The sequence below is a fragment of the Aquimarina sp. Aq107 genome, assembly GCF_943733665.1.
Taxonomy (GTDB): domain Bacteria; phylum Bacteroidota; class Bacteroidia; order Flavobacteriales; family Flavobacteriaceae; genus Aquimarina.
In genome coordinates this window covers 769,248-790,533 of record NZ_OX030782.1, presented here as the reverse complement: position 1 = coordinate 790,533, position 21,286 = coordinate 769,248, and the positions used below count along the sequence as shown (strand labels likewise).

The 21,286-nt window shown below is 31.7% G+C and carries 23 protein-coding genes; 13 read left to right on the top strand and 10 right to left on the bottom strand.

The window, feature by feature from the left end; genetic code table 11:
* Positions 1–2 precede the first annotated feature (2 nt).
* Positions 3–1,814: an N-acetylmuramoyl-L-alanine amidase gene (locus tag NMK29_RS03100; protein ID WP_108801532.1), complete on the top strand. Its 1,812-nt coding sequence runs from the start codon at positions 3–5 to the stop codon at positions 1,812–1,814.
* A gap of 80 nt (positions 1,815–1,894) precedes the next feature.
* Here the strand turns inward: NMK29_RS03100 and NMK29_RS03095 are convergent, their stop codons facing one another.
* From NMK29_RS03095 to NMK29_RS03080, 4 genes are all read right to left on the bottom strand, one after another.
* Positions 1,895–2,296, bottom strand: a complete 402-nt coding sequence (locus tag NMK29_RS03095; RefSeq protein WP_108801531.1) for a rhodanese-like domain-containing protein — start codon at positions 2,294–2,296, stop codon at positions 1,895–1,897.
* Between the two features lie 18 nt (positions 2,297–2,314).
* Positions 2,315–2,629, bottom strand: a complete 315-nt coding sequence (locus NMK29_RS03090) for a rhodanese-like domain-containing protein (RefSeq protein WP_108801530.1) — start codon at positions 2,627–2,629, stop codon at positions 2,315–2,317.
* Between the two features lie 114 nt (positions 2,630–2,743).
* On the bottom strand, positions 2,744–3,370 hold the full coding sequence (locus NMK29_RS03085; protein WP_108801529.1) for a thioredoxin family protein: 627 nt from the start codon (positions 3,368–3,370) through the stop codon (positions 2,744–2,746).
* A 44-nt stretch (positions 3,371–3,414) separates the two neighbouring features.
* Complete coding sequence (locus NMK29_RS03080) at positions 3,415–3,936, bottom strand: TlpA disulfide reductase family protein (RefSeq protein ID WP_027395405.1); 522 nt, start codon at positions 3,934–3,936, stop codon at positions 3,415–3,417.
* A 218-nt stretch (positions 3,937–4,154) separates the two neighbouring features.
* On the opposite strand from NMK29_RS03080, the gene NMK29_RS03075 reads away from it, so the two are divergent.
* From NMK29_RS03075 to NMK29_RS03030, 10 genes are all read left to right on the top strand, one after another.
* Positions 4,155–4,607 carry a MarR family winged helix-turn-helix transcriptional regulator gene (locus NMK29_RS03075; protein WP_108801528.1) on the top strand — a complete coding sequence of 151 codons (453 nt, stop codon included), beginning with the start codon at positions 4,155–4,157 and terminating at the stop codon, positions 4,605–4,607.
* A gap of 41 nt (positions 4,608–4,648) precedes the next feature.
* Positions 4,649–5,215, top strand: coding sequence for a YceI family protein (locus NMK29_RS03070; RefSeq protein WP_108801527.1), 567 nt, complete (start codon positions 4,649–4,651; stop codon positions 5,213–5,215).
* Positions 5,216–5,442: 227 nt separating this feature from the next.
* Positions 5,443–6,840 (top strand): anthranilate synthase component I family protein, encoded by a 1,398-nt coding sequence (locus tag NMK29_RS03065; protein WP_108801526.1) that lies wholly within the window; start codon positions 5,443–5,445, stop codon positions 6,838–6,840.
* 4 nt (positions 6,841–6,844) lie between these two features.
* Positions 6,845–7,414: an aminodeoxychorismate/anthranilate synthase component II gene (locus NMK29_RS03060; protein WP_027395401.1), complete on the top strand. Its 570-nt coding sequence runs from the start codon at positions 6,845–6,847 to the stop codon at positions 7,412–7,414.
* 93 nt (positions 7,415–7,507) lie between these two features.
* Positions 7,508–8,503 (top strand): anthranilate phosphoribosyltransferase, encoded by a 996-nt coding sequence (gene trpD, locus NMK29_RS03055; protein ID WP_108801525.1) that lies wholly within the window; start codon positions 7,508–7,510, stop codon positions 8,501–8,503.
* Between the two features lie 17 nt (positions 8,504–8,520).
* On the top strand, positions 8,521–9,306 hold the full coding sequence (trpC, locus tag NMK29_RS03050) for an indole-3-glycerol phosphate synthase TrpC (RefSeq protein ID WP_108801524.1): 786 nt from the start codon (positions 8,521–8,523) through the stop codon (positions 9,304–9,306).
* Entirely contained in the window at positions 9,303–9,947 is a 645-nt protein-coding gene (locus NMK29_RS03045) for a phosphoribosylanthranilate isomerase (RefSeq protein ID WP_108801523.1), read from the top strand. Before trpC ends, NMK29_RS03045 begins: the two co-directional genes overlap by 4 nt.
* A gap of 49 nt (positions 9,948–9,996) precedes the next feature.
* Complete coding sequence (trpB, locus tag NMK29_RS03040) at positions 9,997–11,178, top strand: tryptophan synthase subunit beta (RefSeq protein WP_108801522.1); 1,182 nt, start codon at positions 9,997–9,999, stop codon at positions 11,176–11,178.
* A gap of 87 nt (positions 11,179–11,265) precedes the next feature.
* Positions 11,266–12,027, top strand: coding sequence for a tryptophan synthase subunit alpha (gene trpA / locus NMK29_RS03035; protein ID WP_108801521.1), 762 nt, complete (start codon positions 11,266–11,268; stop codon positions 12,025–12,027).
* A 74-nt stretch (positions 12,028–12,101) separates the two neighbouring features.
* Entirely contained in the window at positions 12,102–12,383 is a 282-nt protein-coding gene (locus tag NMK29_RS03030; protein ID WP_159092058.1) for a DUF6576 domain-containing protein, read from the top strand.
* 4 nt (positions 12,384–12,387) lie between these two features.
* On the opposite strand, the gene NMK29_RS03025 is transcribed toward NMK29_RS03030, so the two are convergent.
* The gene (locus NMK29_RS03025; RefSeq protein WP_159092057.1) at positions 12,388–13,650 is read right to left on the bottom strand and encodes a hypothetical protein; all 1,263 of its coding nucleotides are present in this window, start codon (positions 13,648–13,650) and stop codon (positions 12,388–12,390) included.
* 208 nt (positions 13,651–13,858) lie between these two features.
* Here NMK29_RS03025 and NMK29_RS03020 point away from each other — a divergent pair, with 208 nt between their 5' ends.
* Entirely contained in the window at positions 13,859–14,446 is a 588-nt protein-coding gene (locus NMK29_RS03020; protein ID WP_108801518.1) for a DUF1287 domain-containing protein, read from the top strand.
* Positions 14,447–14,633: 187 nt separating this feature from the next.
* Positions 14,634–15,167: a hypothetical protein gene (locus tag NMK29_RS03015; protein ID WP_108801517.1), complete on the top strand. Its 534-nt coding sequence runs from the start codon at positions 14,634–14,636 to the stop codon at positions 15,165–15,167.
* A gap of 71 nt (positions 15,168–15,238) precedes the next feature.
* Here NMK29_RS03015 and NMK29_RS03010 read toward each other — a convergent pair whose 3' ends face one another.
* From NMK29_RS03010 to NMK29_RS02990, 5 genes are all read right to left on the bottom strand, one after another.
* A complete protein-coding gene (locus NMK29_RS03010) occupies positions 15,239–15,892 on the bottom strand; it encodes a uracil-DNA glycosylase family protein (RefSeq protein WP_108801516.1) in 654 nt (217 codons plus the stop codon).
* A gap of 70 nt (positions 15,893–15,962) precedes the next feature.
* A complete protein-coding gene (locus tag NMK29_RS03005; protein ID WP_108801515.1) occupies positions 15,963–17,621 on the bottom strand; it encodes an MBOAT family protein in 1,659 nt (552 codons plus the stop codon).
* Entirely contained in the window at positions 17,614–18,891 is a 1,278-nt protein-coding gene (locus NMK29_RS03000; protein ID WP_108801514.1) for a GDSL-type esterase/lipase family protein, read from the bottom strand. Before NMK29_RS03000 ends, NMK29_RS03005 begins: the two co-directional genes overlap by 8 nt.
* Positions 18,881–20,326 carry a lipase gene (locus NMK29_RS02995; RefSeq protein WP_254097158.1) on the bottom strand — a complete coding sequence of 482 codons (1,446 nt, stop codon included), beginning with the start codon at positions 20,324–20,326 and terminating at the stop codon, positions 18,881–18,883. Before NMK29_RS02995 ends, NMK29_RS03000 begins: the two co-directional genes overlap by 11 nt.
* A gap of 201 nt (positions 20,327–20,527) precedes the next feature.
* Positions 20,528–21,250, bottom strand: coding sequence for a hypothetical protein (locus NMK29_RS02990; RefSeq protein WP_108801512.1), 723 nt, complete (start codon positions 21,248–21,250; stop codon positions 20,528–20,530).
* Positions 21,251–21,286: the final 36 nt, after the last annotated feature.

The following is a 21,286-nucleotide window of genomic DNA, read 5'->3' as shown; positions in this document are numbered from 1 at the left end:
TCATGAAAAATACAATCTCAATACTAGGCATAAAGTTACTTCTTATAATCGCTATTCTATTCTCTACAATATCACAAGCGCAAGTTGTAGTGATAGATCCAGGACACGGCTATGCTAGTGATGGTAGTAATCCAGATGGAAGAACCGATACAGAACACGCAACGGCATTATCCGTTGGTATCAAACTAAAAAATCTAATCGAGGATGATTGTAACGGTTGGTCTGTTCATTTAACTCGAAATACTCGTAATGGATGGCTCACACTTAGTCAGCGAAGAGCAATTTCTAATAATTGGCGGGCAGATCGTTTTATTAGCATCCACTGTAATGCCGGAGGAGGAACAGGTACCGAAACATTCTGGTGTAATCGTAGTAATTCTCCTCAATCATCAAATAGTAGATTTTCTAGACAGATTCAAGATCGAATGGTAGAAAAAGGAGAATGGAGAGATCGAAGATCGGTTGAAGATGCTTCTTTCATTTTTCATCTAGGGGTATTGACCGGAAATAACGCAGTAGGTGTACTTAGTGAAATAGGATTTGTTGATACTGGAGACGCTACGAAACTCTTAAACGACACTTGGAGAAATCGATTTGCAGACGCTTATTTAACTGCTCTTCAAAACGACCTAAACAGAAACTGTACTCCACCACCTACCGGAGATACAGAAGCACCAACCACAACTATCAGCGTTCCTGGAGGTAACTCTCAATCTGGTGATTTTACAGCTAACTTTAATGACAATGATAACATAGGGGTAACTAGAAGGTTTTATCAAGCTTTAGAGAAATATGGTGATAATTGGTATGCCAATAGAGGCAATGGTTTTTTTAATGACAACTTTAATGTTTTTTACTCTGGATATACCCAAGGAGCTGGAAATTGGAGCATTAGTAATGGCCATTTAAGTCAATCCGACATTTCGTCTGACAATACAAAATTGAATACTTTTTTATCACAAAATTCTGGGCTCCCTTATTTGTATGAGTTCTCTGCTAAAACAATTTCTACAACAGGGCCAAAAAAATTTGGTCTACATATCATGGCTGATGATGTAACCCAAAGTCAGAGAGGAAACTCATATTTAATATGGTTTAGTGGAGAAGATAATAAGGTCAGAATATATGAGACAGTAAATAATCAACTAAATTTTAGAGCGATTAGTGATGTACCACTAGATAACCAATGGGCTAATTATAAAATAACCTATAGCCCGGCTTTTGGAGTATTAGAAATTTTTAGAAACAATACCTCGCTTTTAAGATGGACAGACACGACTCCAATCAAAAATGGAAGTTCTATCTCGTTAAGAACGAACAAAACCAATATGGAATTCGATGATCTTAAAGTGTATAAATTTAGAGCAAATCAAACACAATCCATAACAGCTGGATCTTCTGTAACTAAAGATATAAGAAGACAAAACGGAAAAATTAAAAGTTTGGTAAGAGATGCTGCTGGGAATTGGTCTGCTCCCGGAAACTTAGATATAACGATTAGCTCTCTTTCTCGACAAAATCCAAATATTATTGATGATACAAAACTAAACAATAGTGCTCCTATCATTTATCCAAATCCAACAACAGCTAAATCATTGACATTGACATATAATGCTACCTCAAATCAACGTTTAGAAGTATCTATTTGGGATATTACTGGTAAATTATTAAATAAAATTAATACAACGCCGAAAGAGAATAGTTTACAAAACCTAAACATCAGCTCCCTAATCGAAGGAATTACTGGTGGAACTTATATTATAAAAGTAAAAAATGGTAAAAATGTAACCTATTCAAGAATCTTAAAACAATAATCAATTCAGAAAAATATAAAATAAAAAACCGACCATATAGTGGTCGGTTTTTTTTATATCATGACAGAAACACTTAAAAATTATTTAACCAAAGTCTTTCCTTTATATTTCCATTCAGTAATACCACCATCTAGATCGTAGATTTTAGTAAACCCTGCTTTCTTCATATACGCAGAACATTTACCACTTCTTCCTCCCCTACCGCAATACACAGCTACAGGTTTTGTTTTATCTACTTCAGATATTAGTGTTTCAAAATTCTCATCACTAAAATCTATATTAATCGCTCCTTCTATGTGACCTTCTGCATATTCTTGTGGAGTGCGTACATCTACAAGCTGTACTTTTTCCATTTCCAATAAAGAATCCATCTCTGCTACTGTTATTAATTCTACAATTGCAGTATCATCTGTTTTAGCATCTTTACAATTGAATAATAACATTGAAAGAACAACTACGGTTATTATTGTTTTAATTTTCATAAACACAATTAAATACTATTATTCGGCAACTTCGCCATCCCAGCTCATAAAACCACCTATGAGATTATAAGTAGTTTCAAAACCCATTTGATTCATCAATGTACAAGCTTGTGCACTTCTAGCTCCAGAACGACAGTACACGTAATAATTTTTGGATTTATCTAATTTCTGTACTTCGTCTAAAAAACCTTGTCCTTGGCGTATATCTAGATTTAACATATTGGGTATAAATCCATCTTCTACTTCTTCCTCTGTTCTAACATCTAAAATTACTGCATTTGCATCCTTAGCAATTAGATCTTCCCATTGATCTTGAGTGATATCTTCGGCCATTTTATATTTCCTTTATTAATTGAACTTTTAAATCTGCAATTCCTTACAAATATAAGAGTCCTAACTGAATTGTACGAAGTCGTACATCCATTTATTTTAAAAGTACAGTGCTAATTATGCTTTTATACTACAACCTATTGCTTTAGTAGTCTCTACGGGAACTTTTTCTCCTTTTAATAAAGCGTTAATAGCATCCTCAGCATACTTTTTATCAGCAGCGGATGCATCTTTATAATTATTATCTATTGCTCCGATGTAACGCACAATGTTACCATTTGTAGTTTTTTCTAAAATATAAACATGAGGAGTTTTTGTAGCTCCATATTGAGGATATATTTTCTGTCCGTCATCAAACAAATAAGGAAATGTAAACCCTTTTTCTTTTGCTCTTACTTTCATATTATCAAAACTATCCGTTGGATACGCTTTAGGGTTATTAGGATTGATAGCAATAACAGGATACCCTTTATCTTTAAAAGCTTTATCCAATTCTATAATCCTATCTTCATAAGCCACAGAATATGGGCAATGATTACAAGTAAAAATAACAATAAACCCTTTAGCGTCTTTATAATCAGCTAAAGAAACTGTAGTATCATCAATGTTTTTAAGGCTAAAATCTGTTGCGACATCACCTATTACATAACCAGCATCACTATCTGACAAATTAACTTTATCAATCGCAAATGCACTTACTGCAATTACTAGAACAACTGCTACTAAAATTTTTAAAGTTTTCATCTGTTTTATTTAATTAAGGTTTTAATCCGTATGATTAGGAACTATTATAACATTTTTTTTAATTCTCTTTCTAACTCATCGTATGTAAAGGATCGCTCATAAAAATTAGAGGTATTTCCTTTATATATTATAGTAGCTGGTATAGAACCAGACCAATTTTCATTTACTTTAGGAATCCAAGTATTAGCATCAGGGTCATCCAACAACACAATTTTGCTTTGTATACGTTGTTTTTTTACAAATGGTATTAGTTTAGTTTCTACCTGATTAGGAAGATCGAGACTCACTAATATCACTTCTACTTCTTTATCTGGATATCTACTATTAATTAATTCGAAATATGGTAATTCTGCGACACAAGGTTTACACCAAGTAGCCCAAAAATTGATCACCCGTGTTTTTCCATCATTAATAGTTAAGAGATGTTCAAAATTTTCAAAATCATATACCGGTATCTCTACACCTTTGCTAGAAAAAACATTAGATGCCTCAAAAGCAACTCTTTGTTCTCCTTTACACCCAACAACCAAAAAGGTCAATCCTATATACAAGATCAGTTTCTGCATTATACTAATGTATTAAAACGCGTTATTTCCTAAAAGAAAATTAACAAGGTTTAAATAATTCATAAAGAGAATTTTAGGATTTCGTTCATCCTACAATCGGACAATAATAATATTAATGAATAGCAATCATTGGAACTTTAACAAAGAATTAGTAACTCTTTATCATTTTTAAGAAAGAAAACATTATACATTTGTATATACAAATATTGTTTATACAAATGAATATAGAAGATATCATACAAACAAAAAAAGAACTTCCTCTCTCTAGAAAGGTGATCATCAATTTATTATATACCGAAAATTGGATAAGCGATCGAATAAGTTCAGAATTAAAAACTTATGATATTTCTATTCAGCAATTTAATGTACTACGAATTTTAAAGGGTCAAGGAGGTAAACCTGCCAACTTATCTACTATACAAGAGAGAATGGTTAGTAAAATGAGTAATACGACACGATTAGTAGATAAACTAATTAAAAAAGATTTAGTAAAAAGAATCATTTGTGAAACTAATAGAAGAAAAGTAGAAATTACGATAACAGAAAACGGGAATAACTTTTTAGATAAAATAAGCCCCGTAATGGATAATTTCGAAAAAAAAATCACCTCCAACTTATCTAAAGAAGAATTGAATATTCTAAACAACCTATTAAATAAACTTAGAAGTTAATTAAGTAAACACAATTTATATAATCATTAAATTTTAAAATTATGAAAACCAAACTTAAACCATTATTCTTAGCATTAACAATAATTGCTACCACATCTATTTATGCTCAACAAAAAAAGATAAATACAGCAGAAAGTTCTATTAATTGGACAGGTAAAAAAGTGACTGGTCAACACACAGGAACTCTTAACTTTTCTAGTGGATTCTTGACCTTTGATGGCAAAAATTTAAGTGGTGGTGAGTTTATCGTAGATATGACCTCACTTGCAGTAACAGATCTAGAAGCTGGAAAAGGAAAAGAAAAATTAGAAGGCCACCTTAATTCTGATGATTTCTTTGGCGTACAAAATTTCAAAAATGCTAAACTTATAATTAAAAAAGCCTCAAAAATGGATGGTGGTTATAAAATAGCCGGAGATCTTACCATCAAGGGAAAAACAAATCCTATCGCTTTTGACCTTGCTGTAAATGGATCAACTGCTTCTACTACCTTAAAAGTAGATAGAACCAAATATGATATCAAATACGGATCAGGAAGTTTCTTTGATAATTTAGGAGATAAAGCGATCAGCGATGAATTCGAATTAGCTGTAAATTTAAAAATGTAATTTTTTATTTTTTGAATTATAATTAATTTATATATTTGACTCAAGAAAAATAAAATGAAAATAATCTTAACAAATACATGGTGGTGGTCATCTTATAACGAAAACGTCGTGAGATAGATCCTGTCATATAGTTAAGTAAACATATCAAAGGCTTGTCAAATCACGACAAGCCTTTTTTTTGTTCATATAGTTAAGGGATTTATAAATTATAAATATTAAAATCTAACATGAGTTATACATTAACCACACATTTTAAACAAATTCTTGCCGATACTATTACACCGGTTAGTGTCTATCTAAAAATTAGAGATAGATTTCCTAATAGCCTTTTATTAGAAAGTAGCGACTATAGAGGTAATGAAAATAGTTTTTCATATATCTGTTGTAATCCAATAGCTAATATTAGGATTGAAAATGAGACCATTTATGAATCATTTCCTGACAAAACATTTAGTGAAACCCCAATAACTAATGATACAAACATTCCTCTTGTTATTGAACAATTTGGACAAAAATTTAAAACCTCCAAAAGTGATTTCAAATTTATAAACAATGGGTTATTTGGGTATATTTCTTATGATTCGGTCCGTTATTTCGAAAACATAGAAATTACAAAGAAACCAGGTGGTTTAGACATCCCTGATATGCAATATACCGTATATCAAAATATTATCGCAATCAACCACTTTAACAATGAAGCTTATATTTTTGCCCATTGCTACGACTCTGTAAGTAACATTTCGGAAATAGAGTCTCTACTCAATGTAAAAAACTTTGCATCTTATAATTTCACTACTGTTGGTCAAACGACTTCTAATTTAGATGATGAACAATACAAGGAACATGTTGCCTTGGCTAAACAGCATTGCCAACGAGGAGATGTTTTTCAATTAGTTTTATCTAAACGCTTTTCCCAAAAATTTAAAGGAGACGAATTTAATGTGTATCGCGCTTTACGAAGTGTTAATCCATCTCCTTACTTATTCTATTTTGATTATGGTGATTTCAAAATATTTGGGAGTTCGCCAGAAGCACAATTAGTAGTTAAAGATGATATTGCAGAAATTCATCCAATCGCTGGAACTTTTAAAAGAACAGGAAATGATGAACAAGATGCAGAACTTGCTAAAAAATTATCTGTAGACGAAAAAGAAAACGCAGAACACGTAATGCTAGTTGATCTAGCTCGTAATGATTTAAGTCGCAATGGTAGTGACGTTACCGTAGATACTTATAGAGAAGTACAATTCTATTCTCATGTAATTCATTTAGTAAGTAAAGTGACTGGTAAAAAACACAAGGACACCACTACTATGCAAGTAGTCGCAGATACATTTCCTGCGGGCACATTAAGTGGAGCACCAAAACATATGGCTATGAAGCTTATAGAAAAGTATGAAACCGTGAACAGAGATTTTTATGGTGGCGCAATTGGTTTTATGGATTTCTCTGGAAATTTTAATCATGCAATCATGATTAGAACATTTTTAAGTAAAAATCATCAATTACATTGGCAAGCTGGAGCAGGATTAGTTAATGAATCAAACCAAGAAAACGAATTACAAGAAGTATACAATAAGCTGGGAGCACTAACCAAAGCATTAAAACTAGCTGAAGAAATATAAGGAGATGAAAAAAGTATTAGTAATAGACAACTACGATTCATTTGTTTACAATCTGGTTCATTATCTAGAAGACCTAGGATGTGAAGTAGTTGTAAAACGAAATGATCAATTGAACTTAGAAGAAGTAGCATCTTTTAATAAAATACTACTTTCACCAGGACCTGGTATTCCTGATGAGGCTGGATTATTAAAAGATATTATAAAAACATATGCAAATACCAAAAGTATATTTGGTGTATGTCTTGGTCAGCAAGCTATTGGAGAAGTTTTTGGAGGAAACATCATCAATCTCGATGAAGTTTATCACGGTGTTGCTACCGAAGTAAAACTTACAGTATCAGACGAACCACTTTTTAATGGTTTAAACGATACATTCGATGTAGGGAGATATCACTCTTGGGTAGTATCAGAAAAAGATTTACCATCATGTTTAGAAGCAACATCATTTGATGAGAATGGACAAATAATGTCTCTTCGTCACAAGGAATTAGATGTTAGAGGCGTGCAATTTCATCCAGAATCAGTACTTACTCCCGACGGAAAGAAAATGTTAGAAAACTGGATCAACAATTGAGATTGATAATAATAATGATACTATATTAATTTTAAAAAATATCCTATGTAAATTCTCTATCAATACTCTGAGAAAACTGGGAAAAAATGGCTTATGAAAAATTTATTAAATCGATTAATCAATCACGAAACCATTTCTAAAGAAGAAGCTAAACAAGTTTTGGTTAATATATCTAAAGGAGATTATAACCAAAGTCAAATTGCCTCATTTCTTACGGTTTATATGATGCGTAGTATTACGGTTGAGGAACTAGAAGGTTTTAGAGATGCATTATTAGAATTGTGCATAGCTGTAGACTTAAGTGATTATAATCCCATCGATCTTTGTGGAACTGGAGGAGATGGTAAGGATACTTTTAATATTTCTACATTATCATCTTTTGTTTCTGCAGGTGCTGGTATTAAAGTAACTAAACACGGTAATTATGGCGTTTCTTCTAAATGCGGTAGTTCTAATGTTATGGAACATTTAGGAATCAAATTTAGTAATGATAAAGATTTTCTAAAACGTAGTATTGATGAAGCAGGGATATGCGTATTACACGCACCTTTATTTCATCCAGCCATGAAGAATGTAGCTCCTATAAGAAGAGAATTAGGCGTAAAAACATTCTTTAATATGCTTGGCCCTATGGTAAATCCAGCATTTCCAAAAAATCAAATCGTTGGTGTTTTCAATCTTGAACTAGCAAGAATGTATGGATATTTATATCAAAATACAGATAAAAACTTTACAATAATTCATGCGCTAGATGGATATGACGAAATATCACTTACAGGAAGTACAAAAACAATTTCTAACACAACTGAAGGAATGCTAACACCTGAAGATTTTGGGGTATCAGCTTTAAAAATGGAAGAGATTGTGGGTGGAGATTCTATAGAAGAGTCAGCTACTATTTTCATGAATATCCTAAGCGGTAAAGGTACAGAGGCACAAAACAATGTTGTGTCTGCCAATGCAGGAATGGCAATCGCAACGGTAGAAAATTTATCTCCAATTCAAGGATTTGAAAAAGCGAAAGAATCGTTGCTTTCAGGAAAAGGATTAGCTGCATTAAAAAAAGTACAAGAATTGAGTAAGAATTAGTGATCAGTTATTTAACAATGAACATACTAGATAGAATTATAGCAGATAAATACAAAGAAGTTGAACTCAGAAAAAGTTTAATACCTATTCATCAATTAGAAAACTCTGTATTATTTGATCGTAAAGGAAATTCTTTAGCAGATACTTTACGAAAGAGTGATACAGGAATTATTGCAGAGCATAAACGTAGATCTCCTTCTAAATCCATAATTAATCAAACAGTTAGCGTCCAAGATGTAGCTACAGGGTACGAAAACGCTGGAGTTTGTGGAATGTCAGTTCTTACAGACGGAAAATATTTTGGTGGATCATTAGACGATTTATTGCTTGCTAGAGCTTCTGTAAAGATGCCTTTATTAAGAAAAGAATTCATAATAGACGAATATCAACTCCTAGAAGCTAAAGCATACGGTGCTGATGTAATATTATTAATCGCTGCTGTATTGTCTAAAGACGAAATCAAAACATTATCAGAGTTTGCAAAAAAATTATCATTGGATGTATTATTAGAAGTTCACAATCTAGAAGAATTAGAGAAATCAATAATGCCTTCCTTAGATATGCTAGGAGTTAATAATCGTAATCTCAAAACTTTTGAGGTTAGTATCGATATAAGTAAAGAGTTGAGCAAACATATTCCTGATGATTTTGTAAAAGTTTCTGAAAGTGGTATTAGTAATATCGAAGCTATAAAAGAATTACAACCATATGGATACAAAGGGTTTTTAATAGGTGAAAACTTTATGAAAACTGAAAACCCGGGATCTAGCGCTGTAGAATTTATAAAAGCCTTACAAAGATGAAACTAAAGGTATGCGGAATGAAATATCAAGAAAACATAGAAGCTGTTGCAGCATTGCAGCCGGACTATCTTGGGTTCATTTTTTATGAAAAATCTCCTCGAAATTTTGATGCTATAATTCCTCAAATACCGGATACTATTAAAAAAACAGGGGTTTTTGTGGATGAAGAAATTAATTCCATATTAGAAAAAAGTAACAAATATAATTTCAACGCTGTGCAGTTACATGGAAATGAATCATCTGAATTTTGCAAAGAACTAAGAATAAAGTTAAACAGCTCTACCAAACCTAACAGAGTAGAAATATTTAAAGTATTCTCTATCAAAGATCAATTCGATTTTGAAGAATTAAAACCTTATGAAGGAATTGTAGATTATTTTCTTTTTGACACGAAAGGAAAAGAAAAAGGAGGTAATGGATATAAGTTCGATTGGAGTGTTTTAAATAATTATAACTCCTCTACTCCATTTATTTTAAGTGGTGGAATTGGATTACAAGAAATTGAAAATGTAAAAAAAATCCTAGAAACAGATTTACCGATATACGGTATAGATATCAATAGTAAATTTGAAATTGAACCAGGATTAAAAAATATAAATGATTTAGAAAAATTTAAAAAACTATTGTCTGTAGATTGTTAAAGGCGCTATTTATGTCTGACAACTATGATATATCACAAAAAGAAAAGAAATGAGCTACCAAGTAAACGAAAAAGGATATTATGGTGATTTTGGAGGAGCATACATTCCAGAAATGCTATATCCTAATGTAGAAGAGTTAAGATCTACATATTTAGAGATTATGAATGAACCTTCTTTTAAAGCGGAGTTTGATCAACTATTAAGGGACTATGTAGGACGACCATCTCCATTATACTATGCCAAACGTCTTTCTGAAAAACACAATACCAAAGTATACTTAAAGCGTGAAGACTTAAATCATACTGGGGCACACAAAGTAAACAATACCATTGGGCAAATTCTAGTAGCAAAAAAATTAGGCAAAAATAGAATTATTGCAGAAACAGGAGCTGGACAACACGGCGTAGCTACAGCCACAGTTTGTGCGTTAATGGGAATTGAGTGTATTGTATACATGGGAGAGATTGATATTAAACGTCAAGCTCCTAATGTAGCTCGTATGAAAATGCTTGGCGCAGAAGTAAGACCTGCTAAATCTGGAAGTAAAACACTAAAAGATGCAACTAATGAAGCTATTAGGGATTGGATCAATAATCCAGTAGATACGCATTATATTATTGGTTCTGCTATTGGACCACATCCATATCCAGATATGGTTACTAGATTTCAATCGATTATATCTGAAGAGATCAAATGGCAATTAAAAGAAAAAGAAGGAAGAGAAAATCCAGATTATGTTGTGGCCTGTATTGGAGGCGGAAGTAATGCAGCAGGAACGTACTATCACTTCTTAGACCAACCAAGCGTAGGAATTATTGCTGTAGAAGCTGCTGGTAAAGGTGTTAATAGTGGAGAAAGCGCTGCAACATCTCAATTAGGTAAAGAAGGGATTATACACGGATGCAAAACATTACTAATGCAGACGAGCGATGGTCAAATCACCGAACCATATTCTATTTCGGCTGGATTAGATTATCCCGGTGTAGGCCCTTTACACTCGCACTTGTACAAAACCGGAAGAGGAGAATTTTACTCTGTAACAGATGACGATGCGATGACTGCAGGACTAGAATTATCTCAATTAGAAGGCATCATCCCAGCAATAGAAACATCGCATGCCTTGGCTATATTCAATGACAAAAAATTTAAACCTGATGACATTGTAGTAATTAGTCTTTCTGGGAGAGGAGATAAAGACCTTAATACTTATATAGATTATTTCAAATTATAATAAATTAGTAGAAAGTAATTAGTACTTAGTATCAATCTATTTTATTGACACTGACTACTAACTAAAGACTACTGTACTAATAAAGACATGAACAGAATTAATACAGCTCTTGAGCAAAATAAAAAACTATTATCTATCTATTTTACTGCAGGTTATCCTTCATTATCTGATACAAAAAAAGTCATTCAGGATCTAGAAAAAAGCGGTGTTGATATGATAGAAATAGGATTACCTTTTAGCGATCCGTTGGCAGATGGACCAACAATACAAGAAAGTTCTACAATAGCGTTAAAAAATGGAATGACTACTAAACTGTTGTTCGAACAACTTGCAGATATTAGAAAATCCGTGAGCATACCATTAATTATTATGGGGTATTTCAACCCAATGATGCAGTATGGTGTAGAAGCTTTTTGCGCCAAATGTCAAGGAATAGGAATTGATGGTTTAATCATACCTGATTTACCAGTTGCCGAGTATCATGAGCAATACCAAGAAACTTTTGAAAAATACGGATTAATCAATGTCTTTTTAATTACTCCGCAAACTTCAGAAGAACGTATCCGCTTTATTGATAGTGTTTCTAATGGATTTATTTATATGGTAAGCTCTGCTAGTGTTACTGGATCCACATCTGGATTCGGAAATACCCAAGAAGCATATTTTGAGCGTATTGCTAATATGGATTTAAAGGCACCGCAGATTGTTGGATTTGGTATTAGCAATAATGAGACGTTTACTCAGGCGACCAAAACTACAAAAGGTGCAATTATTGGATCTGCTTTTATCAAACACTTAACTCAAAATGGTGTAGAAAGTATTGAAGATTTTATTGAAACAATTCGATAATATTCATAAATTTCAAAAACGAACATTTATAACATCCATAATAGATTTAAAATACTGAATTAATTAGAGTTCTTATGATGTCACAGATTTTATTAATAAACTTCATATCAATTCCTTTAATAATTGCCATTATAGTAATTTTTGTTTTTATCAAATGGTTAAAACCTGATTTCTTACAATTCAAGAAAAGTATCAAAGAAAAACCCGAAGGGTTACTTGATATCGATGATCGTTATAATGTGAATAAAATCGAAAAAGAAAAAGAATTGAATGATCTATTAGACAAAATAAATAAACAAGGTATTGATAAACTCACTAAAATAGAAAAAGAAAGACTAGAAGAATTATCTAAATAATTTGTTATTCTTTAGTAAATAAATTGTCTAAGAATTTTTCTAGTTTTTCTCTTTTTAGTTGTTCTATGTTTAGCTTTAATTTTGTCATAAAACCATAAGAATCGCCTTCGACACGCATTTCACCAGAAATATACAACTCACTTTTTTCATCCAATAGAATTTTATTTAATTCTAAGATTGGGTATTTAAGAAAAACTGAAGCTACTCCATTGGTACCATAATCCATATCGATATCTCCATTGTTTAATAACTTTTTGATCAATATTTCGAATTCATTATCCAAACTAGCAGAAATAACAAATACTTCTCCTTTAGTATTCACTACAAAATCCGTATTATAAATATCTGCGCTATAACTCATTTCTCCGGTATCAAAAAAAGAAACATCTAAATTTCCTTCTACATCATATTTACGAATATGATACAAACCTTCAGAATCACTTTTTAATTGCGAGGTATATAATGCTTTTTCAGATAATACAATACGATCAAATGATTGATAATCTTCATTAATCTGTATACAGTTTAATTTATTCGAAGACATTTTTCCGCTATCCAATCCAGCCAAATATGTGGCCTGTTCTTCTCCATTATCAATAGATTCAGAATATGCTAATAATAGATAATCATCTGTCATTGCAGAGCAATTTAATGTAAAGTAATGATCATCATATAGACCGGATGATAATGTTTCTCCAATATCAGAAAGTTTAAGAATAGCAATCTTTTCTTCACTTTCTGTTTTTCTAAAATCTTTTACTTTAGCAACAACTATTATCTCATCTCTTGATGAAGCATAAATATATTGTCCATAATTATCATCTAAATTATCAAGAATATTTTTTTTGTACACTCCACTACTACCAAACCCGTGGTTAATAGTTCCATCATCATAAAACTCATTTACAGAAATCATCCAACTATGTCCATTCCAGAAGTTTGATAGAACCAGGATACTCCTATCTGCTTTAGAATTTATAGCTACTGGTATGGTATATTCGTTATTTAGATTACTTATTTCGGTATTGAAGCGAATATCTTTTGTTCCATTTTTAGTAAGACGAACCAGGTTTCTTTTTGCATCAGATTCGTACAAAACATTAATTTCTCCACCTTCTAGAACATCAAAATCAATAATATGAGAAGTTAAAACTCCTAATTCTTTAAAAACTAGCAATCCATCTCTGGAAAAATCAACATCTAATTGTTGCGCATAACTATATTGTAGCAAAGAGCAAAGAGCAGCTAGTAAACAGTAAATTCTCATAACGAAATATCGTAGTAACTTTAGTTAGTCACCTTCGCGAAAGTAGAACGAGTGCAAATTGAAGATTAGGGGTATCAAAAATTACATCCTTGATTAAAATAGACTATATTCTAACCAAGGATCAAAAAAAAGAATTTTAACAATATTATGCAAGAATTTTCTTAATAATAAAAAACTAATAACGTTAATAAAATAAAAACAAAACAAAATGCATAGACTAATCTTATTCCTTTTAGTATCTACATTTTCTAATGTTCTTGTTTCTCAAGAAAGCTTTTATGATAGGTTATCCAACGCTACAATAACATTAACCGCACAGGATGTCACCTATGATCCTTCATATTTTTCCATAAAATATCCAAATGGAGATGTTCCGAGTGATAAAGGAGTATGCACAGATGTAGTAATAAGAGCCTATAGAAAACTAGGAATCGATCTTCAAAAAGAGGTTCATGAAGATATGAGAGTAAATTTTCATTTATATCCTAAAAACTGGGGACTATCTAAAACAGATAAAAATATTGATCATCGAAGAGTTCCAAATTTAATGAGATTCTTTTCTAGATTTGGAGAGACAAAATCTAATTCTAACAATGCAAAAGATTACTTACCTGGAGATATCGTTTGTTGGAGTTTAGGAGGAGGCCTTACCCATATTGGATTGGTCGTAAACAAAAAATCTTCTGATCAAAAACGATATTTAATTGTACACAATATTGGTGGCGGACAAGTACTCGCAGATTGTTTATTTGACTATAAAATCATAGGACATTATCGTTACAACGGAAATAGGTAATCTTATCTTATTATTTTTTTTCTATTTATAAGAAAAAATTAACGATTGTATAGAATTAATTGATTGATATCAACTTTCTTTATTTTATCAATAAACAATTGTTAATCAGTATTAATACGGGGTATTTTCCCTGAACACTTAATGTAATTTGGCATAATATAAATATTAACTTTAAAAAAAAAGAACTATGTCATTACAAGTAAGTTTTAGAGTTGTAGGGCTCTACTGTTATTTCGAAAACCTACAGGTACCTAATGTTACTGCTCAATCATCTGTAAAGGATGTAATGAACGGAATCAAAAGCGTAAAAACGGATTTTGATTATTCTTCGGTAAACATGGGCGGTAAAGAAATTGTGAATTCATTATCTTATAAATTCGGAACCAGCTCAACAGTACCGTATAATGTATCTGCACCACCTGCAGATGGTTTTAGAGACCTAACGAATAGCATTGGTAGCACGTCTTTAGTTTGGCAATATTATCGCTCTGTTACAGGTTCAATTGATGGGAGTGTTTCGGAAATCAAACTAATCACCAAAGGACAACCATCATTTGCAACAACTGCATTAGACACAAATGATCCTTTTTTCGGTTCTATTCCTGCTAACTTTAAGATTAATACTTACAATCTTACGTGGAGATTAGTGCAGATTCAAATGGCTCCAGAGAAACAAGCTAAATTTCTACTTGCACAAGCTCAAGCCTATCAAGATGCATAATACGATATTGCAATAAAGTTACTTATTAAGAGAATCGACATTACTATGTTGATGTCGATTCTTCTGTCTGATCAGAAATATTCCTGATACTGTAAAACTCTAAAATCAATTGTATTGAATTTCGGATTTTGGTTTTTTAAATCTTTATAAGTTTGTAAACTTCCAATAGATCTATTTGCAGCTCCCGAAGGTGCAATCAACGAAACTGTTTTTATAGTCCTTTCTCCAAGTCTAAGACTATGAATTCTTGGAATATCATTAGAAACTACTTCTAACTTTAATTGATATTCTTTAAGATGTTTTCTAAAAAAATATTCAGGTCCATTTTTACTGTTACCACCAGTAAATAAAAGAGTTTCTATATCAGGGTATTGATGTAAATATGACACTACATCTCTTAGTTGGATATGCTGCATACCTAAATCAGATGCATCAATTTTTTCACGTTCGCAACTATGCACAATATCACATACTCCAATACCTCGAGAGGCTAAAAAATTCTTACGCTGATCTATTGCTTTTTGTGTTGTTTCAAAAATCAAATCTAAATCAAAAATACGATCTAAAACCGGCCATAATAATCCACTAATACTTCCATAACAAAAATCAACATCTCCTTCTTTCAATTTTCCAGAAGTAAAACGTGGTGGTGGCAATGTTCCCACAATTAATTTTGTGGCTCCCGCAGGAAAAAAAGGCTCGTATGGATGTGTATGTTGAAACAATACTAGTTTTTATTTACAAACACGAAGTTAAAAAGATTTTATCTAGTAGGGTCTAAAATCAGTATAGATCTTAAAACTGGAAATAAATAAATGGCTGAAAATCGGCCGCATATGTTTGATAACATATAACAGCAACAATAATCGCTATTATTCCTTTGACAATAACATTACTTTTAATGAATTGATCTAATATCCAATCCTTAGTTTTGTATGGTAACCAATGTGTTATGTACCCCAATAACATTACTATAAACACGATTCTATACTCCCAAAGAACCATTAATGCATTTGTCCAATCCATGTTAGTCATAATCGCTTGATAAAAACGATTAATATGATCCATACTATTACCTCTAAAATAGATTCTAGTAAAAGTAATAAAGATAAAAGTGAATGCAATCTTCCAGGTAACTGCTAACCAAGTATTAGAATTTTCATAAGGGCTTATTTTACGCCAATACTTATACGCAACAACCCCTAATCCATTTAATCCTCCCCAGATTACAAATTTCCAAGAAGCTCCGTGCCATAGTCCCCCAATTAACATCGTAATCATAATATTGACATTCCTATTAAAATGCCAAGCTAATTTAGCGGAGAATAGTGTAACAATAAGTAATAGGCCTATTCCCGCCGTTGCTATAATTGCTATTCCAAAATCTGCATATGCAAATACTCCTAAAAAAGTAAAAACAGTAATAAAAACATAAGAGAATATACTTCCATTTCGGTTTCCTCCTATTGGAATATATAAATAATCTTTTAACCAACTAGACAGAGATATATGCCATCGTTTCCAAAAATCCCCGCAATGAATAGCCTTATAAGGTGAATTAAAATTAACCGGTAATTTATAGCCCATTAGCAATGCCAGTCCAATCGCAATATCCGTGTATCCTGAAAAATCACCATAGATCTGTAATGAATATCCAATCATTGCCATAATATTGGTAAATCCAGAAAACATTTCTGGAACATCAAATACACGATCCATAAAATTCATCGCGATAAAATCTGCAAAAAGCATCTTCTTTATTAATCCTTTTAGAATCATAAATGTTGCGCTCCCAAATTCTTCTTTAGTAATTGTAATTTCTTTTCTGATTTGAGGAACAAAATCCGAAGCACGAACAATAGGACCTGCTACCAATTGCGGAAAGAAACTTACAAAAAAACCAAAGTCTATAATGGACTTTAAAGGCTCTATCTGCTTTCGATAAATATCAACACTATAGCTAATAGTCTGAAACGTATAAAAAGAAATTCCTACGGGTAATATGATCGCATCTACAGTAAAATAATCAATACTTGCCCAAGAATTAGCAAATTGAGCTAAGTAATTAATCACTTCATAATCAGTATTAAAAAGACTATTATAAGATTCTGTAAAAAAATAGGCGTATTTAAAATAACAAAGCGTTCCTAGATTAATTATCACACTTATGGTTACTAATAGTTTTTTTATCAATATTGATTTACTATTGTAAATAGCTTTACCCAAAAAGAAATCGTTTACAGTACTAAAAAGTAGGATTCCAATAAATAGACCACTCGTCTTGTAGTAAAACAACAAGCTTATTGCAAACAGATACGCGCTACGTAGATTCTTTTTGCTATATAATATCGAATACAGAAAATAGATAACCGCAAAGAAAACCCAGAAATCTGCCTGTGTAAATATCAGAGGATACTCCTCTGAAAAAGAAAAAATATCTCTTAATCTATTCATTAATTATTTGATTCAAAACAGAGTTAGGCGCTAACTGTAATTCTTTTTCCCAGGAATTTGTCAATGCTTGTAATAATAAATCTGCTTTAATTCTATATCCCAATTGTGTAAAATGTATTCTATCTCGTGGCATTAACTTATTCTGATACCAATCTCTGGATGAGTTAAAGCCTCCCATTATTTCATAAAAATCCCAAACTGCCATTTTATGCTTTTCTGCCAATTCATAGATAATCTTTTGCATCACTCTAGTTCTAGGATTCGGATACTGCTTCTTATAATAAGAATCATTAGGAACTGTAAGCAAAACTGCACAATCTGGATTAGCTTTCTGTATATTTAAAATAAGGTTTTCATAATATACCTTATAATCTTCTGGATTAAAATCTGGATGATACGCATCATTAGTTCCAACTGAGACAATAAACAGGTCCGGTTTATACAACATCAACTGATCATTAAAGTATTTACACCTATCATAATAACTAAAACTTGCCCCATTAACACCTATTGTAGTGTACTCAACCCCGCTATTATCATTCATTAACTCCATACCCATCATTAAAAACTCCGGGTTTTCGGGATTACCAATTCTTTGAACACAAAATTCTAATTCTTCTAACGTCTGTGTCAGTACAAATTCAATGAAATGGGCCTCTTTATTTACTTTAGTATCTGCAATTAGCCCAGATTCTTTAAAGTAGATTTCATAATCTTCACTCCAATTATCATAAAAAATTCTAATTCTATTAAAATCATATTGTTGTGCATCATATCCCCTATGATTTGCTTTTATCTTAATATTAGAAATTGAATCCTTAAAAACTGCTGTTACACCCGCCATACCCCAAGCAATACTATCTTTTTTTATAGAACAACGATATCCCTTCCAATTCCCATCATATTCTACATTAAAATTACTAGGATTATTTGTGCTTGCTATCTTATATGGATAAATAAATCCTCTTTGACCTTTTGCAGTAGGACTCATATGCTGTAAATAGGTTCTTAGCCTATTAGAATAAATATCGGCTTGTATGTGAGAGCCTCCAATATGAAAAATATGAACGTTTTCTTCGTTTCCTCTGGCTATAGTATCTAGTTTATGAAACAACTTTACAAAAGAAGGGGCATTTTCTACAAATTTAATCTGATTTGCTTTCCAATTAATAAAAGGGTATTTATCTCTTATAGTATCTAAAACATAATCCTGACCTATAACAGAAGTGCACACTAAACAAAAATATAAATATAATATACTATGTTTCATCGGCTATTTCTTTTTTTAGATCTAAGTATAATGCAGTAAAAAACAATTCCGAAATAATCTTAGTTCCCTTCCAAGTAAAGTGCATATAATCGTTAGCAGTTAACTTTTCTTCAACCCAAAAGGGCATAGAACCTTTTCCTCCCATCGCATCATACATACTCCAATACGCAACATTATTTTCCGAACAAGTTTCTATTAATTTAGCGTTTAAATATGGTAATAAAGGGTAAGTTTCCATTTTTCCATTTACAGGAAGACACATATCCGTAGGGCCGATAAATATAAAACTTGCATTTTTAGTTCTTCGTCTCAACCAATTAATCTGATTTACAATGGATTTTGCATAATTATCAACCTTTGTAGAATCCTTCAAATAAGGCATCGTGTTACCACCATACTGCATAATGATAATCTTAGGTTTTAAATTTCTAGTCATCTGACCATAAATAGAAGCATTGGTACTAGAAAAAATGGTCCCAGAAGAACCTCGCATAGCAACATTATCAATCTGTACTCTTGATCCTCCATCTAATGTCAACCCATAAAAATCCGCACTTACTTTTCCTTCTAATTCAATTTTTAAACTACTTGGAGTTGTATTGGTCTTTATCTTATATTTATGATATCGACCATCTGCAATTAAACTATCTTGTTGAATTAGCTTTCCTTCATTATAAACTGAAACTTTAATTGGAAAATTACAATTTCCATAATGCAACCCTATATTAGTAAATCTTCTAAATTTAGCATATGCTTTTTTAGATTTTCCAATAACGACGGAAGCCTTCACTAAAGGTAAAGAATCCAAAGTAGTACTATCAGGAAGTATTTTTTTATGTTCGGTAAATCGAGAAACAGACATATATGCCCCGTATTTCCTATGTTTAAATCTCTCTTGCGTAGGATCAAATCTAGCATATCTAAACCAATTTTCACTAGGTTTTACTACAGCTGCTACTTGATTATAAACTGGTTTTACCGGTATAAAACCAGGACCACTACCTCCATACATGGTTTGTAACCTATTTCTAATATACCCTGTAATTCTATCTCCTTCTATTTGAGAATCACCATAATGTATTATTCTACAGGATCTGGAAGATAATTTAGATTGTAATTCTTTGACAAAATCTGGATTATCTGCAGGGTATCGTATTCTTTCAATTCTCGTACTATCAATCTTAGAAAAATCTGGTCTTTGTATACTATCTTTATTTTCTTTAATAGCTGATAAAGATTCATACTCCAAGTCGGACTCATCTGCCACAGGGATAACGGTTTCCGTAACTTTTAAAATATCTTGTTTTTTAGTAAGCGACGAATCTTTTTCTAACGCTAAAAAAGTTTTATATGTGGGGTATTTTAGAGAAACTCCTTCATAAGAGAAGCCATCTTCTTGTATCTGAGCTTTTTGGATTCCTCCCTTTTTACTCAAAAACATTAAACCAAATAACCCTCCCAACACGAGTATTAGAAACAAGGATATTTGAATAGGTTTGATTTTCAAGGCGATCGGGGAACTTTTGATTTTTGTAAAAATAGAAAGTTTTTGCGAAATGCAAAGAGATTATCTATTCTTTACCTATAAATACTACTCTTAATTAGCTCATATTGTCTAATATTAGAATTTAGCGTACTAAATAGATGTAATTAACTTCTTTACATCGTTAACAACTCCTCTATATTTGTTGTGGTTATGTTTAGACATATGTTGTGATTCTAACATTATTTCTGATAAAATTTCTTTGGCGTCTATATTTTTTCCTCTGCTAATAAGAAATTGAGCTAAAATATAACGCTCTTCATAATTAGAGTACCGCTGATCAATTGATCTTAGGTTTTCTTCAGCTTCATTAGACCTTCCTTCTTCTTTTAAAGCCAAACCATATAAAAACTGACTTCTAGACCCTTTGAAATCAGATTTTTGATCAATTTTCTCAGCACAAAAAATGACTTTATCAAATTGATTTGTTTGATAATAGCCCTCTAAAAGTTTTTTTACAACTCCCGTATCAGATTCATAATTATCATTTAATGCAATCTCATATTCGCAAATTCCAGAATTATAATCTTTAATTTCATATAAGGCGTCGCCAAGTAAAACTCTATTCTGAAAAGTATCTGCAAACTCCACTTGTTTTCTAAGATCATTTACTTTCTTCGTAGGGTTAATAACACTAACGATTTCGTTTTGAACAACATCTAAATCTCGTTTATTAAAGACTTGTGTTATCAAATAAATAATGCTACCTATTACTGGCAAAAACAAAATCAAAAAATACCAGTAGTATTCACTACTATTTTTAATAGCGTGATATATACAAAAACCTTGCAAGGCGATAATTAAAAAATATGGCATTTAACGAAAATAATAAAACTCTATGATTTTTTGTGA